Raw genomic sequence first — 20277 nt, 5'->3', positions numbered from 1 at the left:
TAGCTTATGAGAGCTATAACCTTAACCGGATCGCCCGGGCAGCAAGAACGGGCGCCGTCGAATGTGCCACGAGCAGCAGAAGGAGCACCATGAAGAAGCACCGCATCGCCTGGATCGCCACGATGGCAGTAGCCGCGATGGCGATCACCGGGTGCTCGGCGAACGCGGGCGGCGGCTCCGGCGACGGCGCGGCGCAGGAGGGCGGCACGCTCACCTACCTCGAGCCGCAGACCTGGAACACGCTCTACCCGCCGGCCGCGGGCTTCTACCCCAACGGCGGCGTCGTCAACCAGGTGACGGATCGCCTGCTCTACCAGAACCCCGAGACCCTCGAGCTCGAGCCCTGGATCGCGAGCGAGCTGCCCGAGGTGAACGCCGACGCGACCGAGTACACCTTCACGCTGCGCGAGGGCGTCACCTACTCGGACGGCACGCCGCTCGACGCGGAGAACGTGGTGAAGAACTTCGACCTCTACGGCAAAGGCGATACGGATCGCGCGCTCTCGATCTCCGAGGCGATCAACAACTATGAGCGCGGCGAGGTCGTCGACGAGCGCACCGTGAAGTTCCACTTCAGCGCGCCGTCGCCCGGCTTCGCCCAGGCGACCTCGACCATCAACTCCGGCCTGCTCGCCAACGCGACACTCGACCGCACGAACGAGGAGTTCGGGCCCGGCAACGCCACCGAGATCATCGGCAGCGGCCCCTTCGTCATCTCCGACGAGCAGATCGGCAAGGAGACCGACCTGGCCGTGCGCGAGGACTACGACTGGGCGCCGGAGTCGCGCGAGCACCAGGGCCGCGCCCACCTCGACGCCGTCAACATCATCGTCGCGGGCGAGTCGAGCGTGCGCGTCGGCACCGTCACGTCGGGTCAGGCGCAGATCGCCCGCTCCATCCCCGCGCCCGACGAGGCGCAGTTCACCGGCGACACCCTGTCGCTCGTGCACGCAGCGACGAACGGCGTCAACAACAGCCTGAGCTTCCGCTTCGCCCACGCCCCGCTGAACGACATCAAGGTGCGCCAGGCCATCATCGCGGGCATCGACCGCGAGGCCATCGTGAGCACCCTGTTCACCGAGAACTACCCGCTCGCCACCGGCATCCTCGCGAAGACCGCGCTCGGCTACACCGACACCTCGGAGTTCTACGAGTACGACCCGGAGCAGGCCGAGCAGCTGCTCGACGAGGCCGGATGGAAGCCGGGGTCGGACGGCATCCGCGAGAAGGACGGCGAGCGCCTGTCGATCACCTTCAACGAGGCGCTGCCGCAGCCGCGCTCGAAGGAGGTCGTGACGCTCATCCAGGAGCAGCTCGCGGAGCTCGGCATCGAGGTCGAGCTCTTCCCCGGCGACCAGGCGGCGCAGGACGAGGCGCGCCTCGACGCCGACACGATCCAGGTGTACCACTCCATGGTCGGCCGCGCCGACTACGACGTGCTCAAGTCGCAGATCTTCTCGACCAACCGCAACGCGAACCTCAACCTCGACACCGCCACCGGCACGATCCACGACCCCGAACTCGACGCGGCGCTCGCCGAGATCGCGTCGGTGCCCACCTCGGATGAGCGCGCGGCCGCGTCGGCGAAGGCCCAGCAGATCCTGGCCGAGCAGGCCTACGTGCTGCCCCTGTTCGAGGAGCCGCAGGTCTTCGGCCTGCAGGCCTCCGTGCAGGGCTTCCAGACCGAGTCGATCGGTCGGCCCTCGTTCTACGACGTGCAGCTCGGCGAGTGAGCCGGGCGGCGCTGCTGCGGCGCGTGGGCCAGGCGATCCTGGTCCTCGCGCTCGCCTACACCGCCGCGTACGTGCTGCTCGCGGCGCTGCCGGGAGATGCCGTCATGGCGCGCTTCGGCAACCCCGACCTCGGGCTCTCGGCCGAGCAGCTCGCCGAGATCCGGGCGAGCTACGGGGTCGACCGGCCCTTCCTCGTACGGTTCTTCGACTCCGTCGGCGCCTTCCTGCAGGGCGACCTCGGCTACTCCGTGCAGAGCGGAGCGGCCGTCTCCACCCTGCTCGCCGAGGCGCTGCCCTCGACGCTGACCCTCGCGGTGGTCGCACTGATCCTCGCCGTCTTCCTGGCCGTGGTCATCGCGTTCACCGCGAGCTACGGCGCGGGCAGCTGGCTGCGGCGCCTCTTCCGCAACCTGCCGCCGCTCTTCGTCTCGCTGCCGGTCTTCTGGATCGGCATCGTGCTCATCCAGGTGTTCTCCTTCCAGCTCGGCCTCGTGCCGACGATCGGGGCGACTGACGTGCAGGCGCTCATCCTGCCCGCCATCACCCTCGCGATCCCCATCGCGGCGCCCCTCGCCCAGGTGCTGCTGCGCAGCATCGACGAGGTCAGCGAGCAGCCGTTCATCGCGGTGGTGCGGGCCCGGGGCGCCAGCACCAGCTGGCTGCTCTGGCGCAACGTCGCCCCGAACGCCCTGCTGCCGGCGATGACGATGGCCGGCCTGCTCTTCGGCGAGCTCGTCGGCGGCGCGATCGTCACCGAGGCCGTCTTCGGGCGGGTCGGCATCGGCGCGCTCACCGCGCAGGCGGTCGCCAACCGCGACACCCCCGTGCTGCTCGCCGTGGTCGTCATCGCGACCGTCGTCTTCGTCACCATCAACCTCGTGGTGGATCTGCTGTACCCCGTGCTCGACGCGCGGCTCAGGCAGCGCACCGCGCGAACGCAGAACGGAGTGCCCGCATGACCGCGATCGACGTCTCGGCCGCGCGCGCGGTGCCGCCGGCCGCCCGGCGCGGCTTCTCGTGGCGCGCGCTCCTGCGCCCCGGCCTCATCGTGCCGGTGCTGATCCTGCTCATCGCCCTCGCCTGGGCGGTGGCGCCCGGGCTGTTCACCTCGGTCAACCCGACGGCGAACGTCGGCCCCGCCCTGCAGGGCCCGAGCGCCGAGCACTGGTTCGGCACCGACGCGACCGGCCGCGACCTGTACGCGCGCGTCATCCACGGCGCCTCGCAGTCGATCAGCGCGGCGCTCATCGCCGTGCTCGTCGGCCTCGTCGTCGGCTCGCTCATCGGCATCACCGCGGGCGCCGTGGGCGGTTGGGTCGACGAGGCCCTCATGCGCGTGGTCGACGTGCTGCTCGCGATCCCGACCCTGCTGCTCTCGCTCAGCATCGTGATCCTGCTCGGCTTCGGCACCGCGAACGCGGCCATCGCCGTCGGTGCGACGTCCATCGCCGTGTTCGCGCGCCTCTCCCGCTCCCAGGTCGTGAGCGTGCGCGCGAGCGAGTTCGTCGAGGCCGCCTACGGGTCGGGCGGCGCGTTCTTCGGCGTGCTGTGGCGCCACATCCTGCCGAACTCGCTCACCGCCGTCATCGCGCTCGCCGCGCTGCAGCTCGGCTCCGCGATCCTGCAGATCTCCACCCTCGGGTTCCTCGGCTACGGCGCCCCGCCGCCCACGCCCGAGTGGGGGCTGCTCATCGCCGAAGGGCGCAACTACCTCGCCACCTCGTGGTGGCTGACCGCGCTCCCCGGCATCGTAGTGGTGCTCGTGGTGCTCGCGACCAACCGGCTCAGCCGTGCGATCGGCGATGGAGGACGCGCATGACCGCCGCACCCCTGCTCAGCATCCGAGACCTCGCGGTGCAGTACCGCACCCGCCGCGGCACGGTCGACGCGGTGCGCGGCGTCGGCTTCGACGTGCGCGCCGGCGAGGTCACCGCGGTGGTCGGGGAGTCGGGATCGGGCAAGACCACGGTCGCGCAATCCGTCATCGGCCTGCTCCCGTCGAACGGGCGGGTCACGGCGGGCAGCGTCACGCTGAACGAGCGGCGCCTCGGCACGACCGAGCTCGTCGGGCTCCCCGAGCGGCGCTGGCGCGACCTCCGCGGTCGGTGCATCGGGCTCATCCCGCAGGATCCCGGCAACTCGCTCAACCCCGTGCAGCCGGTCGGCAAGAGCATCAGCGAGTCGCTGCGCATCCACGGCCGGCCGAGCCGCGACGAGGTGCGCGATCGCGTGCACGCGCTGCTCGAGCAGGTCGGCATCGACCAGCCCGTCAAGCGCGCCCGGCAGTACCCGCACGAGTTCTCGGGCGGCATGCGGCAGCGCGTGCTCATAGCCGCGGCCCTCGCCAACGACCCCGAGCTGATCATCGCCGACGAGCCCACCAGCGCGCTCGACGTCACCGTGCAGCGCACTGTGCTCGACCTGATCGATCGCCTGCGCGAGGAGACGGGAACCGGTGTGCTGTTCATCACGCACGACCTCGCGGTGGCGGCCGACCGGGCCGACAGCGTCGTCGTGATGCGCGGCGGCGAGGTGCAGGAGTCGGGGCCCGCGGCGCAGGTGCTCGCGAACCCCGCCTCGGCGTACACGAAGCAGCTGATGGCCGACGCCCCGTCGTTCGGCAGGCTCGTCGACCGTGAGACCGTCGTCCTTGCAGCCGAGCCCGCCTCGGCGACAGCCGAGCCCGGCTCGGCGACGGCCGGGCCCGCATCCGCGGCCGCCCTCGTCGAGGTGCGCGACCTCCGCCAGGTGTTCGGGCGCGGGTCCGACGCGTTCGTCGCCGTCGACGGCGTCTCGTTCGCCGTCGCACCCGGCACGACGCACGCGCTCGTCGGCGAATCGGGATCCGGCAAGACCACGACCGGCCGGGCGATCGCGGGCTTCGCCGCGCCGACCTCCGGAAGCGTGCGCGTCGCGGGCACCGAGGTCACCGAGCTGCGCGGCGGCGCGCTGCGCCAGTTCCGCCGCACCACGCAGATGGTGTACCAGAACCCGTACGGCTCGCTCGATCCGCGCCTCTCCGTGGGCCAGACCCTCGCCGAGCCGCTCGCCAACTACCGCATCGGCACCGGAAGCCGCGCCGATCGCGCCGAGCGGGTGGCCCACGCCCTCGAGGTCGTGTCGCTGCCCGCGGAGTTCTCCCAGCGCCGCCCCCGCGAGCTGTCGGGCGGGCAGCGGCAGCGCGTCGCCATCGCACGCGCGCTGATCGTGGAGCCCGAGCTCGTCGTGCTCGACGAGGCCGTGTCGGCGCTCGACGTGACCGTGCAGGCGCAGATCCTCCGGCTGCTCGCGCGGCTGCAGCAGGAGCTCGGCCTCACCTACGTATTCATCTCGCACGACCTCGCCGTGGTGCGGCAGATCTCCGACACCGTCACCGTGCTGCAGCGCGGCCGGCAGGTGGAGCACGGAGCCACGGAAGACGTCTTCAGCAACGCCCAAGACCCCTACACCCAGCGCCTCATCGAGGCGATTCCCGGCGCATCGCTGACGTCGGGCCACTGGGAGATCTGACGCAGAAGGAGCACCCGCTCATGACCACCCCCGCATCCCGCGAATCCGGCGCGGTCGCGCCGCCCGTCGACGTCATCGCCGCGCTCACCGGCATCGCCCCGGGCGACGCGCTCGATCAGGCGCGCGATCGCCGACCCGAGTCGCGCCAGCACGCCCAGGGCAGTTTCGAGGCGCTCTTCGTGCCCGTCGACGCCTCCCAGGTGTCGCTGCCCGAGCGCGCGGCGGTCGCCCTGTTCGTCGCGCGCCTCCACCGGGAGCCCGAGGCGGTCGCGTTCTACGGCGCGCTGCTGCGCGAGACGGGCGACGGGGCGGGGCTCGAACCGCTCATCGTCGCCGAGGCCGAGCGCGCGGCGGGCAGCGGCCCGTACGGATCCTTCCGGGCCGAGAACGCGCCCGAGAGCGTCGCCGGCCCCGAGTACGCGGTGGAGTCGGTGGAGGCCGCCTACGCGCTCGGCGACCGGCTCGCGGCGGCGCTCGAGCACGCGCACATGCTGGTGCTGCACCCGCGCGACGCCGACCGGGAGCGGCTCGGCCGCCTGCTCGACGCGGGCTGGAGCAGCACGGGCATCGTCACCCTGTCGCAGCTCGTCTCCTTCCTCGCCTTCCAGCTGCGCGTGGCGCACGGTCTGCGCGAGCTGCGCGAGAGCATCGGCGGCGCCGCGGCGGCCGACTCCGACGCGCTCGCGTCGTTGCCCGCGCACGTCGCGGTGGCGGCCCGCGAGCGAGCGGGCGCGACGGCGGAGCGCGATCCCGCGATCGCGACCGAGTCGCTGCCGCCGGCGCCGCGCGTCGACGAGCCGCAGCGGTTCACGCAGGACGTGCTCGGCTGGAAGCCCTGGATCGAGCCTCTGCCGGTCGCCGAGTTCACCGAGGCCCACTACGAGGCGCTCGTGCAGCGCGACCGGGTGCACATGCCCTACTTCCGGCTGCTCGCACGCGACCCCGAGGCGCTGCGCGAGCGCACGCTCACCGACCTCGACATCTTCTTCAACACCGATGCCGGGCTGCCCCGGGCGGAGCGCGAACTCGCGGCCGCCGCCGCGTCGCGCCTCAACGGGTGCGTCTTCTGCGCATCGGTGCACTCCCGCTTCGCCACGGAGCAGGGCGCGGATCGCGGTGAGGTGCAGCGCCTGCTCGACGAGGGGGTGGGCGCTCGCATCTCGGCGAGGATCGACGCGATCGTCGACGCGACCGTGGCGCTCACGGCGACCCCGCCCCGCTTCGGGCAGCAGGAGATCGCGGCGCTGCGCGCGGTCGGGCTCGGCGAGCTCGAGCTGCTCGACGCGATCCAGGCCGGAGCGTTCTTCAACTGGGCCAACCGCCTGATGCTCTCGATCGGCGAGCCGAGCGTCTGACCGCGTCATCGGATTGGTCCATCGCAAGTCGCAAGTCATGGACCTTGAGGTGGACCATCTGGGCCGGGCAGGGTGGTGCTCATGACTGCACAGACTGCCTCCGCCGCCCACCACGATGCCCCCGCCGTGCCCGACGCCCCCGGCGAGCATGACGCCCCCGCCGCGCCCGGCGCCACCGTCGGCTCGCCCCTCGTCAAGCGGGGGCTCGCCGACATGCTCAAGGGCGGCGTCATCATGGACGTCGTCACCCCCGAGCAGGCGCGGATCGCCGAAGACGCGGGCGCGGTCGCCGTGATGGCACTCGAACGCGTTCCCGCCGACATCCGCGCGCAGGGCGGTGTGGCGCGCATGAGCGATCCCGACCTCATCGACGCCATCCGGGCGACCGTCTCGATCCCGGTGATGGCGAAGGCGCGCATCGGGCACTTCGTCGAGGCGCAGGTGCTCGAAGCGCTCGAGGTCGACTACATCGACGAGTCGGAGGTGCTGTCGCCCGCCGACTACGCGCACCACATCGACAAGCGCGGGTTCACGGTGCCGTTCGTGTGCGGTGCGACGAACCTCGGCGAGGCCCTGCGGCGCATCGCGGAGGGAGCGGCGATGATCCGCTCCAAGGGCGAGGCCGGCACCGGCGACGTCTCGGAGGCGACGAAGCACATCCGCACGATCCGCGGCGAGATCGCCCGGCTCTCGGCGCTCGGGGCCGACGAGCTCTTCGTCGCCGCGAAGGAGCTCGCGGCCCCCTACGACCTCGTCGCCGAAGTGGCGGCGAGCGGACGGCTGCCGGTGGTGCTCTTCACGGCGGGCGGGGTGGCGACGCCCGCCGACGCGGCGATGATGATGCAGCTCGGCGCCGACGGGGTGTTCGTCGGATCCGGCATCTTCAAGTCGGGCGACCCCGCGAGGCGCGCCGCGGCGATCGTGCGGGCGACCGCCCGCTTCGACGATCCCGGCGCCATCGCCGATGCATCGCGCGGGCTCGGCGAGGCGATGGTGGGCATCAACGTCGCCGACCTGCCCGCACCGCATCGTCTGGCAGATCGGGGATGGTGACCCGCCCCCGCCCGGCGCCCGTGGTCGGCGTGCTCGCGCTGCAGGGCGGCGTGGCCGAGCACGGCGGGATGCTCGAGCGGCTCGGTGCGCGCGTCGTGCTCGTGCGGCGCGAGCGCGACTTCGCGGGGGCCGACGGCCCGCGCCTCGATGCGCTCGTGCTGCCCGGCGGCGAGTCGAGCACGCAGGATCGGCTGCTCCGGCTCTTCGATCTGGCGGACGGCCTGCGTGCGGTGATCGCGGAGGGGCTCCCCGTGCTGGGCACCTGCGCCGGGCTGGTGCTGCTCGCCCGGGACGTGCGGGATGCGGCTCCCGGGCAGCGCTCGCTCGGCGTGCTCGATGTCGCCGTGCGGCGCAACGCGATCGGTCCGCAGACGGCCTCGCGCGAGGTCGAGCTCGCGGTCGATGCGGAGGACGTCGTGGGCCAGCGCGACGGCCGGGTGCGTGCGGCGGTCATCCGCGCGCCCGAGGTGGCCTCGGTCGGGCCCGGCGCGCGCGCCATCTGCCGGGCGGGCGGGCGCGCGCTCGGTGCGACATCGGCGCCCGCGTTCGCGCATGCGGGCGACGATGGGGGCGTGTCGCGAGGTGCCCGGCCCCGCCTCGGTGCGGTCACGGGGATCGCGGTGCACCCGGAGCTGACCGGCGATCCCGCGTTCCACCGGGCCCTCCTCGCGCAGGTTCGCTGACCGCCCCGCCGATCAGGTGCTGTGCAGGTGCAGGCGCTCGCCCACCGTGTTGAAGATGCTGATCACCTCGCAGGGCGTCGATCCCTCGGCCCGCATGCGGTGCGGCACGGAGGTGTCGAACTCCGCCGCCTCGCCCCGCCCGAGCACGTGCTCGCGGTCGGCGAGGGCGAGGTGCAGCCTGCCCGAGAGCACGTAGAGCCACTCGTGCCCCTCGTGCACCTGCAGCTCGCGCTCGGCGGCCTCTGGTGGCCGGGGGTGGTAGGTGATCTTGAAGGCGCGCACCTCCGAGGCCTCCCGGGTCAGCGGCGCGATGGTCATGCCGTCGCGGCGGATCGCGGTGCGGTGCACGCGGGGGTCGCGATCCGGCGCATCGAGCAGGTCGTCGACGCGGATGCCGAGCTGCCGCGTGACGGGCAGCAGGAGTTCGAGGCTCGCCTGCCGCTTGCCCGATTCGAGGCGGGAGAGCGTGCTCGGGGACATGCCGGAGCGTGCGGCGAGCTCGTCGAGCGTCCACCCGCGCTCCTGGCGGGCGGCGCGGAGGCGGGGGCCGAGGCGCTGCAGTTCGTCCATGACCACTCTTTGCTGTTTTTGCAAACTGAATTGCAAGTATCGCATACTGACCCGAAACTGGACGCATGACAGACACCACCTGGGATGCAATCGTGATCGGCGGCGGAGCGGCGGGCCTCAGCGCCGCGCAGGCGCTCGGCCGCTCGCTGCGCCGCACGCTCGTGCTCGACGGCGGCGAGCCGCGCAACCGCTTCGCCGCGCACATGCACAACGTGCTCGGCCTCGACGGCACGCCGCCGCTCGAACTGCTCACCCGCGGCCGCGCCGAGGCCGAGGCCTATGGCGTGGAGTTCCGCTCGGCGACCGTGCGCTCGGTGCGCGACGCCGATGGCGGCGCCGGTGATGGCGACGGCGATGGCGACGGCGATGCCGGTTCGCCCCGGGCCGGAGCGCCCCTCGCCCCCGGCGGATCGGTGTCGATCGAACTCGACTCGGGAGCGGTGCTCCGCACCCGGGCGCTCATCGTGGCCACCGGCGTGACCGATGTGCTCCCCGAGATCCCGGGGCTTGCGGAGCGCTGGGGGCAGAGCGTGCTCCACTGCCCCTACTGCCACGGGTGGGAGGTGCGCGGGCAGCGCATCGCCGTCGTCACGACCGCGCCGATCGGCCTGCACCAGGCCAAGCTGCTGCGGCAGTGGAGCGACGACGTGACGGTGTTCACCGCGGGGCTGGTCGGGCCCGACGGTGCGAGTGCGCTCGATGCGGCGACCGAGCGGGCGATGCTGGCGCGGGGCATGCGTCTCGCGCTGGCGCCCGTCGCCGAGGTGCTGGGCTCGGGAGCGCAGGTCACCGGGGTGCGCACCGCCGACGGTCGCGAGTACGGCGTCGACGCGATCTTCACCGGCTTCACGATGGTGCCGCACGACGCCTTCCTCTCGAGCATCCCGCTCCAGCGCACCGAGACCCCGATGGGCTCCTGCATCGCGGTCGACCCGATGCAGTGCACGAGCCACCCGCGCATCTGGGCGGCGGGCAACGTGGTCAGCCCCGCCGCTTCGGTGCCGCTCGCGATGGGTGCCGGCAACATGGCCGGCGCAGCGGCCAACGCCGCGCTCGTCGACGAGGATTACGCGCTCGCCGGGGCGGTGGCGTGATGCACGCGGACCCCGAGGCGTCGACGGACCCGGTCGTGTTCTGGGAGCAGCGGTACGGATCGTCGCACCGCGTCTGGTCGGGAGCGGTCAACCGGGCGCTCGCCGATGTCGCCGAGCACTGGGCTCCGGGCCGCGCGCTCGATCTCGGAAGCGGCGAGGGCGGCGACGTGCTCTGGCTCGCGGAGCGCGGGTGGGATGCGACCGGCATCGACCTCTCCGAAACCGCGGTCGCGCGCGCCAACGCGGTCGCGGCCGAGCGCGGTCTCGCGCGTGCGCGGTGCATCGCGGCCGACCTCGCGGTGTGGAGCGATGACCCCGCGGCGATCGAGGGCGACGCAGCGCCCTACGATCTGGTCGCCGCGAGCTTCTTCCAGTCCGCGGTGGAGCTGCCGCGCGAGCGCATCCTCCGGGCTGCGGCGCACCGCGTCGGCCCGGGCGGGCGACTGGTGCTGATCGCGCATGCCGCCGCCCCGCAGTGGTCGTCGCACCACGGCGAGGAGTTTCCGACGCCCGAATCGGAGTTGCGCGCGCTGGCGCTCCCCGATGCCGACTGGAGCGTGGAGGTCGCCGAGGTGCGCGAGCGCGCGGGGCGCGGGCCCGACGGGGAGGTGCACCCGCTCAGCGATTCCGTCGTGGTCGTTCGGCGGCGCTGAGCGGAACGGTCGCCGCCGGGCGGCCGCCCCTATCGTGACGCTCGTCTTTCACGTACCCTGTCACCATAGATTCGTCATAGGAAGATTGGCGAACTCGCTACAGGGGGGTAGACGACATGACGATCGAGCGCGCGGAAACCGCACCGAGCACACGGCAGGGCTGGACGAAGGCGCGCGCGATGCTCGCCGGGGGGCTGGTGCTCGGCGTCGGCGCCGCCATCACGCTCGCGGCCTGGACGGACGACGAGTGGGCCACCGGGCTCTTCGGCAGCGGCACGTTCGGCATCGAGGGGTCGACCGACGGCACTGCGTTCGCCGATCATCCCGCGGAGGCCGACGCCGCGGACCTCGACTTCACGGTGGCCGCCGAGAACCTCGCACCGGGCGACGTGGTCTACGCGCCGTTCGCGGTGCAGCTCGAACGCGACTCGACGTACGACGCCGAGGTCACGATCGCCCAGGCGGTCGACCCCGCGCTCACGGGCGTCAGCGCCGACTACGTCTTCACCACGGCGCTCGGGTGCTCGGAGGCGGCGTACGCGGCCGGCACCGACGAGAACGCGGCGACCTTCGCCCTCGACAGCCTCGCCGACGTGCAGAACGTGTGCTTCCGGGTGACCGCCGGCGACGACCTGGCGCAGGGCGTCACCGGCGGGATCACCTGGAACTTCGCGGCGGTCTCGGGCGACGCCCTGTAGGCCCGCCGTGGAGCTGGGAGGCCGGCCGAGCCGCGCGCGGCGGCACGGCACGGGGTCGGGAGGCCGGTTCGCGAAGACGCGGGCCCTGCTGGCGGGCGCGCTCGTGCTCGGGGTGGGCGGATCGCTGACGCTCGCGGCGTGGACGGACACCGAGACGGCGCGGGCGACGTTCACGGCGAGCACGTTCGGCATCGTGGGGTCGGCGAACAACGGCGCGAGCTACGTCGACAACACGGCGGCGGCGCCCGCGGCGCTCAGCTTCTCGGTGACGCCGGCCGCGATGTCGCCGGGAACGGTCACGTACGCGAAGTTCCTGGTGCGGACCACCGATGCGACGAACGTCACCGGAACGGCGGCGCTGAGCGCCGCGACCACGACCACCAGCTCGGCGACGAGCCTCGCCGGCTTTCTGACGTACGGGGTGCGCGTCATCCCGTCGGGGCAGGCCTGCGACGCGACCAGCTTCGCAGCGTCCACGAGCATCGTGGTGCCGAACGGGAGCGCCCTGACGGTGGCCGGGAGCAGCACGACCGCGCTCGCCGCCGGTGGGGCGTCGCCGGTCGCGTACTGCTTCGCCGTCACCCTGCCCGCGGACACCTCCAACGCCGCGCAGGGGACGAACACGACCGCGACGTGGACGGTGACGGGCGCATCGACGTCGTGATCGTCGCGGGAGCGGGGACGCCGGGCGGCGTGCGCGCGATCCCGAGCGACGACCGATGCACGAACGGGCGAGAGGGGAAGCGATGAGGCGGGGCGACGCGGCACGGGCGGTCGGCAGCGCGCTGCTGAACCTCGCCGCGCTCGGAGGGCTCGTGTGCATCGTGCTCGTCGTGCTCTCGGCGCTGTGCAACGTCTCGCTGATCATGTTCAAGACCGGGTCGATGTCGCCCACCATCCCCGCCGGTTCGCTGGCCGCGGTGCGCGAGATCCCCGCGAGCGAGATCGAGGTCGGCGACGTGCTCACCGTCGACCGCGCGGGCGAATTGCCCGTGACCCACCGGGTCACCTCGGTCGCCGGAGCGGGCGAGAGCCGCACGATCACGATGCGCGGCGATGCGAACGCCGCCGACGACCCGATGCCGTACACGGTGACGAGTGCGCGCGAGGTGCTGCTGTCGGTGCCCCACCTCGCGAAGGCGGTGGTGTGGTTCTCGAACCCGTGGGTGCTCGGAGCGCTCACGCTCTCGGCGTCCGCGCTCGTCACCTGGGCGTTCTGGCCGCGGGGCGGCGGCGATCGGCGGCCGCGCCACGGATCCCGGTCGTCTCGCGAGCGCGGTCGCACGCCCGCCGGGGCGGTCGCCGTCGGAGCGATCGTCTGCGGCATCACCGCGTCGGCCCTGGCGCCGAGCGGCGCCGAGGCGGCCGCCGGCCCCGGAGCCGCCGCGCACGCTCAGGCCGCCCCCGTGGTGATCGAGAGCGAGCACATCACGCTCACGTCGATCGGCGACGACGACGCGATGCGCACGCTGCGCCCGGGAGTGCCGGTCGCCTGGCAGGTCGGGGTGCGGGTCGACGCCCCCGAACCCGGGCTCGTGGAGGTGCTGCTCGAGGCCACGGGGTCGCGCGACCTCGGGCTCGAGCTCGACGTGCGCAGCTGCGACGTCGCCTGGGAGGGGGCGGCGTGCGCGGGCGACGAGCAGGTGCTCGACGGGCGCGATCGCGTCGCCGTCGGTGCGGCCGCGACGCCGCTCACCTCCCTGCGGCCGTCGGAGGAGCGGTGGCTGCTGCTCACCGCCGTGATCCCGGAGCCCGCGACCGGCATGGTCGCCCTCACGCTGCACGCGACGGGCGGCGGCGACGCCGTCTCGACGCGCCCGCGCGAGGTCGCACCGCTGCCGACCACGGGCGCCGGTCCGGGTTGGGCGCTCGGCGTCATCGCCGTCGCGGCGGGGCTCGCCGCAGCGGGCATCGCGTCGCTGGTGCGCGGGCGACGGACGGCGGCGCAGCCGTGATGCGCCGCGTGATCCGGCACCGCGGGCTGCGGGGCGCCGCCCACCGCCCGCGGCAGGGGGCCGAGCGCCCGCGGCGGATCCGCACCCGCCTCTGCGCCGCCGCCATCGCCCTCGGCATCATCGCGACCGGGCAGCTGAAGCCCCCGCAGCAGACCGAGGCGCTCTGGACGGACGGGGAGGTCGGGCGCGCGACCCTCACGGCCATCAGTGTGCCGATCCCGCCCTACGGCGGAGAGTGCGGGATCGTCGGCTCGTTGCTGAACCTGGGGCAATCGTCGCTGACGATCCGATGGCGTCTGCCCGCCGGGTACACCCTCGCCGACGCCCGAATCGGATACACCGGTTCGAACGGCCTCGTACCGGCGGTCGACACGCTGCTCGGCACCGGCCTGCGCACCACGCAATCGAACGGCGTGCTCACGACGGAGCTGACCGGGGCGCTGCTGAACGCCGCACTCGGAGCGTCGCGGAGCATCTCCGTGCTGGTCGTGCACCCCAGCGGATGGACGTCGCCGACGCGAACCGTCGTCGGAGACTGGCCGCTGCTGGGTCTCGGGGCCGCCACGTGCACGATGACACCGGCGACGTGAAACGCCGACGGCGCCCGTCCGCAGCAGCGGAGGGCGCCGTCGGCGAGACCGGCCGGGTTACGGCAGCAGGCGGTTCGGCCCGCGGAACAGGTACGTGACCTCGCGGATCGACTGCTGCTGCAGCATGAGCATCAGCACGCGGTTCAGGCCCATGCCGAAACCGCCGTGCGGGGGAACGCCGTAGCGGAAGAAGTCGAGGTAGAAGCCGAGCTCCTTCGGATCCATGCCCTTCTCGACCGCCTGCGCCTCGAGCACATCGATGCGGTGCTCGCGCTGCGCGCCCGTCGAGATCTCCGTGCCGCGGTAGATCAGGTCGTAGCTGCGCGTGAGCTGCGGGTTCTCGGGGTTGCGCATGTGGTAGAACGGGCGGATCGACGCGTCGTAATCGGTGAGGAAGACGAAGTCGTGCCCGTACTTCTGCTTCACGTGCGCGGCGATGCGGCGCTCGCCCTCCGGATCCATGTCGGCGTCGGCGCGGGGCACCTCGTAGCCCTCGGCCTTCACGATCTCCTTCGCCTCGGCGAGGGGGATGCGCGGGAACGGGCGCGACGGCACCTCGATCTCGATGCCGAAGAGCTTCTCGATCTCGGCGCCCAGCTGCTCCTTGACCGCCGTGAGTCCGGCGACGAGCAGCTCCTCGTGCAGCTCCATGACGTCTTCGGGGGAGTCGATCCAGCTCAGCTCGGTGTCGATCGACGTGAACTCGGTCGCGTGACGCGACGTGAACGAGTGGTCGGCGCGGAAGGCGGGGCCCACCTCGAAGATGCCGCCGAAGCCCGCCGCCTGCGCCATCTGCTTGAAGAACTGAGGGCTCTGCGCCAGGAAGGCCTTGCCCTCGAAGTACTCGACCTCGAAGAGCTCGGCGCGCGACTCGGAGGCGCTCGCCATGAGCTTCGGCGTCTGGATCTCGATGAAGCCGCGATCCACCCACACCTGGCGCAGCGCGTGCAGGAAGGCGGTCTGCACGCGGAACACGAGGTTCTGCTCCGGGCGGCGCAGGTCGAGGAAGCGCCAGTCGAGGCGCACGTCGATGTTCGAATCGCCGGCGACCGGGTTGTCGGGGAGCGACGCCGCGACGACCTCGATCTCGTCGATCTGCACCTCCACGCCGCCGAGCTTGACCCGCTCGTTGTGCTGCAGCTCGCCGGTGACCGTGACGAACGACCCCTGCGTCAGCTCCGAGATCGTGGTGGTGCGGGGCACCAGCACATCGGATCGGGGGTTCTCGGGATCCGGCTCGCGCAGCACGCCGCCGTTCACGAGCTGCACCGCCCCGGTCTCGTCGCGCAGCACGACGAACTGCACGTACCGCTGGTCGCGTACCTTCTCCACCCATCCGGAGACTCGCACAGTGCCGTCTTCGCGGGCGGCCAGGTCCTTGATCAATACACGCTCAGTCACCCGGACAGTCTAGCCGTCGCGGTGGATCGCGCCGCACGGGCCTCCCGGCGTGCGGGCAGCGGGCCCGGGCGCCGGCGCCGCGCCTCACGTCGCCGGGCAGCGGACCCGGGCGCCGCCTCCGAACTCCCAGACACCCCCTCCGTACAATGGAGGCGTGAGCGACAAACTGCTGCATCTGGTGCGCCACGGCGAGGTGCACAACCCGGATCGCGTGCTCTACGGCCGCCTTCCGGGCTTCCGCCTGTCCGAACGCGGGCACCAGATGGCCGAGGCCGCCGCGCTCGAACTCGCGGGCAGCGACCGCCTCGTCTCCCGGCTGCTCGCCTCGCCGCTCGAGCGCGCGCAGCAGTCGGCGCGGCCGATCGCGAGCGCGCTCAGCCTCGAGATCGTCACCGAGGAGCGCATCATCGAGCCGACCAACTCATTCGAGGGCATGGTCAGCTCGGGCGCCGATGCCGCCTTCTCGAAGCCGCGGTACTGGCACCGCTACTGGAATCCGTTCCGGCCGAGCTGGGGCGAGCCCTACCGCCAGATCGCCGACCGCGTGCGGGCCGCCATGAACGACGCGTGGGAGTCGACCCGCGACGGCGACATCGTCATGGTGTCGCACCAGTCCCCGATCTGGATGGCGCACCTCGACATCGCCGGCAAGCCCCTCTTCCACAACCCGTCGTCGCGACGCTGCGAGCTGTCGAGCATCACGACCTTCGAGCAGCGCGGAGAGCGCTGGTTCGAGGTCGACTACCGAACCCCCGCCGCCGGGCTCACCGACGACGCCGTAGATGTAGGAGCCGTATGAGCCTGCGCCGCACCGCAACGACCATCGCCCTCACCCTCTCGGCCGCGCTCCTGCTCTCCGGGTGCACGGGCGAGGGCGCCGACCTCGCGTCGCAGTTCGAGGAGGGCAGCGACAAGGGGTACGTCTCGGGCGACGGATCATCGCTCAGCATCTCGGAGGCGGAGCGCACGGAGCCCGTCGAGTTCTCGGGCGTCGACGAGAGCGGTGCCGAGTTCGGGTCGGCCGACACCCGGGGCGATGTCACCGTCGTGAACTTCTGGTACGCCGGGTGCGCCCCCTGCCGGGTGGAGGCCCCCGATCTGGTGGCCGCCCACGATGAGTACGCCGATCAGGGCGTGCAGTTCGTGGGCGTCAATACGCGCGATCAGGTCGCCCAGGCGCAGCAGTTCTCCCGCGAGTTCGGCATCGAGTACCCGTCGATCATGGACAACGCCGGCGGCCGGTCGGTGCAGCGCGCGTTCGCGGGCGAGGTGCCCCTCAACGCGGTGCCCACGACGCTGGTGCTGGATCGCGATGGGCGCGTGGCGCACCGCGTGCTCGGGCAGCTCGCGAGCGCCTCCCAGCTCACCACGCTCATCGACGAGACGCTGGCCGAGTCGAGCGACACCGCCGGCGAGCAGTAGCAGTGGAGCACATCGTCGCCGACGGACAGCTGCTCGTCGCTTCGCTGATCGCCATCGCCGCGGGGCTCCTCTCCTTCCTCTCCCCGTGCGTGCTCCCGCTCGTGCCCGGCTACCTCGCGTATGTCGGCGCGACGGCAGGAGCACCGCAGGGCGGTGCGAACGGTCGCGGTGCCGCGTCAGCGGCAGCCCGCGGAGCGCAGCGAGGGGTGGCGACCGCAGGAGCGCCGCAGGGCGGTGCGGTCGAGCGCGCGCCGCGCGGGCGCGTGCTGCTCGGCTCGGTGCTGTTCGTGCTCGGCTTCACCGTCGTGCTGGTCGCGTTCCTCGCCGCTGCGGGCACGGTCGGCGTCTGGCTGCTCGAGTGGGAGCCCGTCATCACCCGGGTGATGGGTGCGGTGATCGTCGTCATGGGGCTGGTGTTCATCGGCCTCTTCACCCGGATGCAGACGACGATGAAGATGCGCATCAAGCCGAGGCTCGGTCTGGCGGGCGCTCCGCTGCTCGGCGCGGTCTTCGCGATCGGCTGGACCCCGTGCATGGGCCCGACGCTGAGCATGATCATGACGTTGAGCCTGCAGCAGGGGTCGGTGGGCCGATCCGTGGTGCTCGCGATCGCGTACTGCATCGGACTCGGCGTGCCCTTCGTGCTCGCCGCGCTCGGCTTCGGCTGGCTGACGCGCACGATGACGTTCTTCAAGCGGCACATCCGTGCCGTGAATCTGATCGGCGGCGGGCTGCTGATCCTCATCGGTCTCCTCATGGTGACCGGCCTCTGGAGCAAGATGATGTACGCACTGCAGGCGGTGATCGGCGGATATGTCACGCCCCTCTGATTACGACGACGGAAGCGGCGCGGGCGGCGCGATTCGCGCCGAGTCGCCCGAGCTCGGGCTCACCGGCTGGTTGCGGTGGTTCTGGCGGCAGCTGACCAGCATGCGCGTCGCGCTCGTGCTGCTCCTGCTGCTAGCGGTCGCGGCGATCCCGGGATCGCTCGTGCCGCAGCGCAGCGCCGACCCGAACGGCGTGGTGCAGTACGAGGCCGATCACCCGAAGCTGTTCCCCATTCTCGACGCCTTCCCCATTCAGGCGTTCGACGTGTACGGCTCGGTGTGGTTCTCGGCGATCTACCTGCTGCTGTTCATCTCGCTGATCGGCTGCGTGATCCCGCGCATCGCCCACCACTGGAAGGCGTGGCGCGGCCGCCCGCCGAAGACTCCGGCGCGGCTCGAGCGCATGGCCGGCTTCTCCGAGGTGCGGCTCAAGAACCCCGAGGCGAGCGACGAGGATCGCGCGGCGTTCGCCGAGCGCGCCGTCGAGGAGGCGGCTCGCGTCTTGCGGAAGCTGCGGTACCGCACGGAGATCCAGCGCGTGACGCGTCGCGGCGTGGAGACGGTGTCGGTCTCGGCTGAGCGGGGCTACCTGCGCGAGACGGGCAACCTGCTCTTCCACATCTCCCTGCTGGGGGTGCTCATCAGCGTGGGCGTCGGCGGCGTGTTCACCTTCAACGGGCAGAAGGTGCTCGTCGAGGGCGAGACGATGGTGAATCAGCTCATCGACTACGACACCGTGAACACGGGTCGCGCCTTCGACTCGTCGAGTCTCGACCCGTTCGGGCTGAAGCTCGACTCCCTCGACGTGACGTACGTCACACCCGACGACGGCAACACGGCCGCGATCGGGCAGGTGCGCGACTACACGGCGAACCTCGAACTCATCGACCCCGAGAACGGCGAGGTCAGCGACGAGACCATCCAGGTGAACCACCCGCTGCGCGTGCACGGCTCTCCGATCTACCTGATCGCGAACGGGTACGCGCCCCGCATCACGGTGAAGAACGCCGCGGGAACGGTGGTGTACAGCGAGGCGATGCCGTTCATCCCGCAGGACAACATGACGATGACGTCGCTCGGCGTGGTGAAGGTGCCGTACGGCATCACCGACGGCGCCGGCGAGCAGGTGCAGGTGGGCCTGCGCGGCTTCTTCTACCCCACGAAGGCCGATCTCGACACGGGCGCCTACACGTCGAACTACCCCGACCTCGAGAACCCCGTGCTCACGCTCGACGTGTTCGTCGGCGATCTCGGCATCGACGACGGGGTGCCGCGCTCGGTGTATTCGCTCGACACCTCGAAGATGGAGCAGCTGACGGGTCGCGCGGTCGACGCCGAGTCGATCGAGCTGGTGCCGGGTCAGACGGCCGACCTGCCGAACGGCATGGGAACGATCACGCTCGACGACGTGCCGCGGTACGCGTCGTTCGACGTGATGCGCAACCCGGCGCAGACCTTCGTGCTCGTCTTCGCGCTGCTCGCGCTCGGCGGGCTCGTGTGGTCGCTCTTCGTCGCGCGCCGGCGCATGTGGGTGAAGGCCGTGCCCACCGACGACGGCCTGGTGCTGCAGTACGCGGCGCTCGCCCGCGGCGACGACCCGGCGCTCGAGCGCGCGGTCGAGGAGCTGCGCGACACGCACCGCGACCGCCTGTAGCGCGCCGGCCCGCGCGGGCGCGCGCCGGGGCCGCGCGCCCGCCCGCACGCGCCGGCCCGCGCGGGCGCGCGCCGGGGCCGCGCGCCCGCCCGCACGCGCCGGCCCGTGCGGGCGCGCGGCGCGGCGGCCCGCCCGCCCCTCCCCGCGAGACTGAGGGGTACGCGCGAGACCGAGGGAATACGCGGTGCGGATTCCCTCGGTCTCGGTGCGAGTGCTCGGTCTCGGTGGGGCGGAATGCGGGCGCGCGCCCTCGCCCCCGCCGCCTCGCTACTTCGCGTCGGTGACGGCCGACACCCGCTGCGAGATGTACACCGGGATCAGCGAGAGCAGGATCATCACCGTCGCCACGACGTTCACCTGGTTCACCTCGTTGGGGCGGGCCATCTGGTTCATGATCCAGAGGGGCAGCGTCTCGACTCCGGGGGGAGCGGTGAAGATCGTGACCACGATCTCGTCGAAGGAGAGCGCGAAGGCGAGCAGGCCGCCGGCGATGAAGGCGCTGCGGAACTGCGGGAAGGTCACGAGCCTGAACGTCTGGCCGATGCCCGCTCCGAGATCCATCGACGCCTCGTCGAGGTTCGGGTGCATGCGGCGCAGTCGCGCGATCACGTTGTTGAACACCATGACGACGCAGAAGGTGGCGTGGGCGATGATCATGCCCCAGTAGCCGACGTTGATGCCCATCGGCTTCAGCACCTGGAAGTAGGTGTTCGACAGCGCCACACCGGTCACGATGCCGGGGAGGGTGATGGGGAGCACGATGAGCAGGTTGACGGTCTGCTTGCCGAAGAATCGGAAGCGCTGCAGGGCGAACGCGGCGAGCGTGCCGAGGAGGAGCGCGAACGCCGTGGCGACGGATGCGACGATCACGGAGTTCAGCAGGGCGGCGTGTACTGCCGGGTTCGTGAGCGCCTTGCCCCACCACTCTAAGGAGAAGCCGGGGATCGGCCACCCCGAGACCCGGCTCGAGTTGAACGAGTTCATCACGATGACGAACAGCGGGATGTACATGAATCCGAGTGCGATCACCGTGATGACGGCGAGCGCGACGCGCGTGGTGCGGTTCAGACGTAGCATGG

Annotated in this window: 20 protein-coding genes; 17 read left to right on the top strand and 3 right to left on the bottom strand. The window is 72.0% G+C overall.

Features of this window, described 5'->3' with window-relative positions; genetic code table 11:
• The first annotated feature begins 89 nt into the window (after positions 1–89).
• The 7 genes from BLT44_RS01295 (at position 90) to pdxT (ending at position 8334) form a co-directional block, all read left to right on the top strand.
• Positions 90–1733 carry a TIGR04028 family ABC transporter substrate-binding protein gene (locus BLT44_RS01295; protein WP_010155978.1) on the top strand — a complete coding sequence of 548 codons (1644 nt, stop codon included), beginning with the start codon at positions 90–92 and terminating at the stop codon, positions 1731–1733.
• A complete protein-coding gene (locus BLT44_RS01290; protein WP_010155979.1) occupies positions 1730–2692 on the top strand; it encodes an ABC transporter permease in 963 nt (320 codons plus the stop codon). The genes BLT44_RS01295 and BLT44_RS01290 overlap by 4 nt, the downstream gene beginning before the upstream one ends.
• A complete protein-coding gene (locus BLT44_RS01285) occupies positions 2689–3552 on the top strand; it encodes an ABC transporter permease (RefSeq protein ID WP_010155980.1) in 864 nt (287 codons plus the stop codon). Before BLT44_RS01290 ends, BLT44_RS01285 begins: the two co-directional genes overlap by 4 nt.
• Positions 3549–5243: a dipeptide ABC transporter ATP-binding protein gene (locus tag BLT44_RS01280; RefSeq protein WP_010155981.1), complete on the top strand. Its 1695-nt coding sequence runs from the start codon at positions 3549–3551 to the stop codon at positions 5241–5243. Before BLT44_RS01285 ends, BLT44_RS01280 begins: the two co-directional genes overlap by 4 nt.
• 20 nt (positions 5244–5263) lie before the next feature.
• Positions 5264–6598 (top strand): alkylhydroperoxidase domain protein, encoded by a 1335-nt coding sequence (locus BLT44_RS01275; protein WP_083351959.1) that lies wholly within the window; start codon positions 5264–5266, stop codon positions 6596–6598.
• A gap of 81 nt (positions 6599–6679) precedes the next feature.
• Positions 6680–7651 carry a pyridoxal 5'-phosphate synthase lyase subunit PdxS gene (gene pdxS, locus BLT44_RS01270; protein WP_010157888.1) on the top strand — a complete coding sequence of 324 codons (972 nt, stop codon included), beginning with the start codon at positions 6680–6682 and terminating at the stop codon, positions 7649–7651.
• Positions 7645–8334 (top strand): pyridoxal 5'-phosphate synthase glutaminase subunit PdxT, encoded by a 690-nt coding sequence (gene pdxT, locus BLT44_RS01265; protein ID WP_074689839.1) that lies wholly within the window; start codon positions 7645–7647, stop codon positions 8332–8334. Before pdxS ends, pdxT begins: the two co-directional genes overlap by 7 nt.
• Positions 8335–8346: 12 nt before the next feature.
• Here the strand turns inward: pdxT and BLT44_RS01260 are convergent, their stop codons facing one another.
• Positions 8347–8904, bottom strand: a complete 558-nt coding sequence (locus BLT44_RS01260; RefSeq protein ID WP_010155985.1) for a helix-turn-helix domain-containing protein — start codon at positions 8902–8904, stop codon at positions 8347–8349.
• 65 nt (positions 8905–8969) lie between these two features.
• Between BLT44_RS01260 and BLT44_RS15820 the strand changes: the two genes are divergently transcribed.
• The 6 genes from BLT44_RS15820 (at position 8970) to BLT44_RS01230 (ending at position 13894) form a co-directional block, all read left to right on the top strand.
• Positions 8970–9998, top strand: a complete 1029-nt coding sequence (locus tag BLT44_RS15820) for an NAD(P)/FAD-dependent oxidoreductase (protein WP_010155986.1) — start codon at positions 8970–8972, stop codon at positions 9996–9998.
• Complete coding sequence (locus BLT44_RS15815; RefSeq protein WP_010155987.1) at positions 9998–10651, top strand: class I SAM-dependent methyltransferase; 654 nt, start codon at positions 9998–10000, stop codon at positions 10649–10651. Before BLT44_RS15820 ends, BLT44_RS15815 begins: the two co-directional genes overlap by 1 nt.
• Before the next feature lie 116 nt (positions 10652–10767).
• Positions 10768–11349, top strand: coding sequence for a SipW-dependent-type signal peptide-containing protein (locus tag BLT44_RS01245; protein ID WP_010155988.1), 582 nt, complete (start codon positions 10768–10770; stop codon positions 11347–11349).
• Between the two features lie 7 nt (positions 11350–11356).
• Positions 11357–12013, top strand: coding sequence for a SipW-dependent-type signal peptide-containing protein (locus BLT44_RS01240; RefSeq protein ID WP_231291524.1), 657 nt, complete (start codon positions 11357–11359; stop codon positions 12011–12013).
• Between the two features lie 82 nt (positions 12014–12095).
• Positions 12096–13304 (top strand): signal peptidase I, encoded by a 1209-nt coding sequence (locus tag BLT44_RS15730; protein WP_074689837.1) that lies wholly within the window; start codon positions 12096–12098, stop codon positions 13302–13304.
• 8 nt (positions 13305–13312) lie between these two features.
• Positions 13313–13894 carry a hypothetical protein gene (locus tag BLT44_RS01230; RefSeq protein WP_176783257.1) on the top strand — a complete coding sequence of 194 codons (582 nt, stop codon included), beginning with the start codon at positions 13313–13315 and terminating at the stop codon, positions 13892–13894.
• Between the two features lie 57 nt (positions 13895–13951).
• On the opposite strand, the gene aspS is transcribed toward BLT44_RS01230, so the two are convergent.
• Complete coding sequence (gene aspS / locus BLT44_RS01225) at positions 13952–15295, bottom strand: aspartate--tRNA(Asn) ligase (RefSeq protein ID WP_231291525.1); 1344 nt, start codon at positions 15293–15295, stop codon at positions 13952–13954.
• 154 nt (positions 15296–15449) lie between these two features.
• On the opposite strand from aspS, the gene BLT44_RS01220 reads away from it, so the two are divergent.
• Genes BLT44_RS01220 through resB form a run of 4 tightly spaced genes read left to right on the top strand, consistent with a single transcriptional unit; the run spans position 15450 to position 19198 of the window.
• Positions 15450–16094 (top strand): histidine phosphatase family protein, encoded by a 645-nt coding sequence (locus tag BLT44_RS01220; protein ID WP_010155993.1) that lies wholly within the window; start codon positions 15450–15452, stop codon positions 16092–16094.
• Positions 16091–16717: a TlpA family protein disulfide reductase gene (locus BLT44_RS01215; protein ID WP_010155994.1), complete on the top strand. Its 627-nt coding sequence runs from the start codon at positions 16091–16093 to the stop codon at positions 16715–16717. Before BLT44_RS01220 ends, BLT44_RS01215 begins: the two co-directional genes overlap by 4 nt.
• 29 nt (positions 16718–16746) lie before the next feature.
• Entirely contained in the window at positions 16747–17547 is an 801-nt protein-coding gene (locus tag BLT44_RS01210) for a cytochrome c biogenesis CcdA family protein (protein ID WP_143026066.1), read from the top strand.
• Complete coding sequence (resB, locus tag BLT44_RS01205; RefSeq protein ID WP_010155997.1) at positions 17531–19198, top strand: cytochrome c biogenesis protein ResB; 1668 nt, start codon at positions 17531–17533, stop codon at positions 19196–19198. The genes BLT44_RS01210 and resB overlap by 17 nt, the downstream gene beginning before the upstream one ends.
• A 267-nt stretch (positions 19199–19465) precedes the next feature.
• Here the strand turns inward: resB and BLT44_RS01200 are convergent, their stop codons facing one another.
• On the bottom strand, positions 19466–20275 hold the full coding sequence (locus BLT44_RS01200) for an ABC transporter permease (protein WP_010155998.1): 810 nt from the start codon (positions 20273–20275) through the stop codon (positions 19466–19468).
• Positions 20276–20277: the final 2 nt, after the last annotated feature.

The sequence above is a fragment of the Leucobacter chromiiresistens genome (assembly GCF_900102345.1).
GTDB classification, from domain to species: Bacteria; Actinomycetota; Actinomycetes; order Actinomycetales; family Microbacteriaceae; genus Leucobacter; species Leucobacter chromiiresistens.
This window is presented reverse-complemented; position numbering and strand designations above follow the sequence as displayed.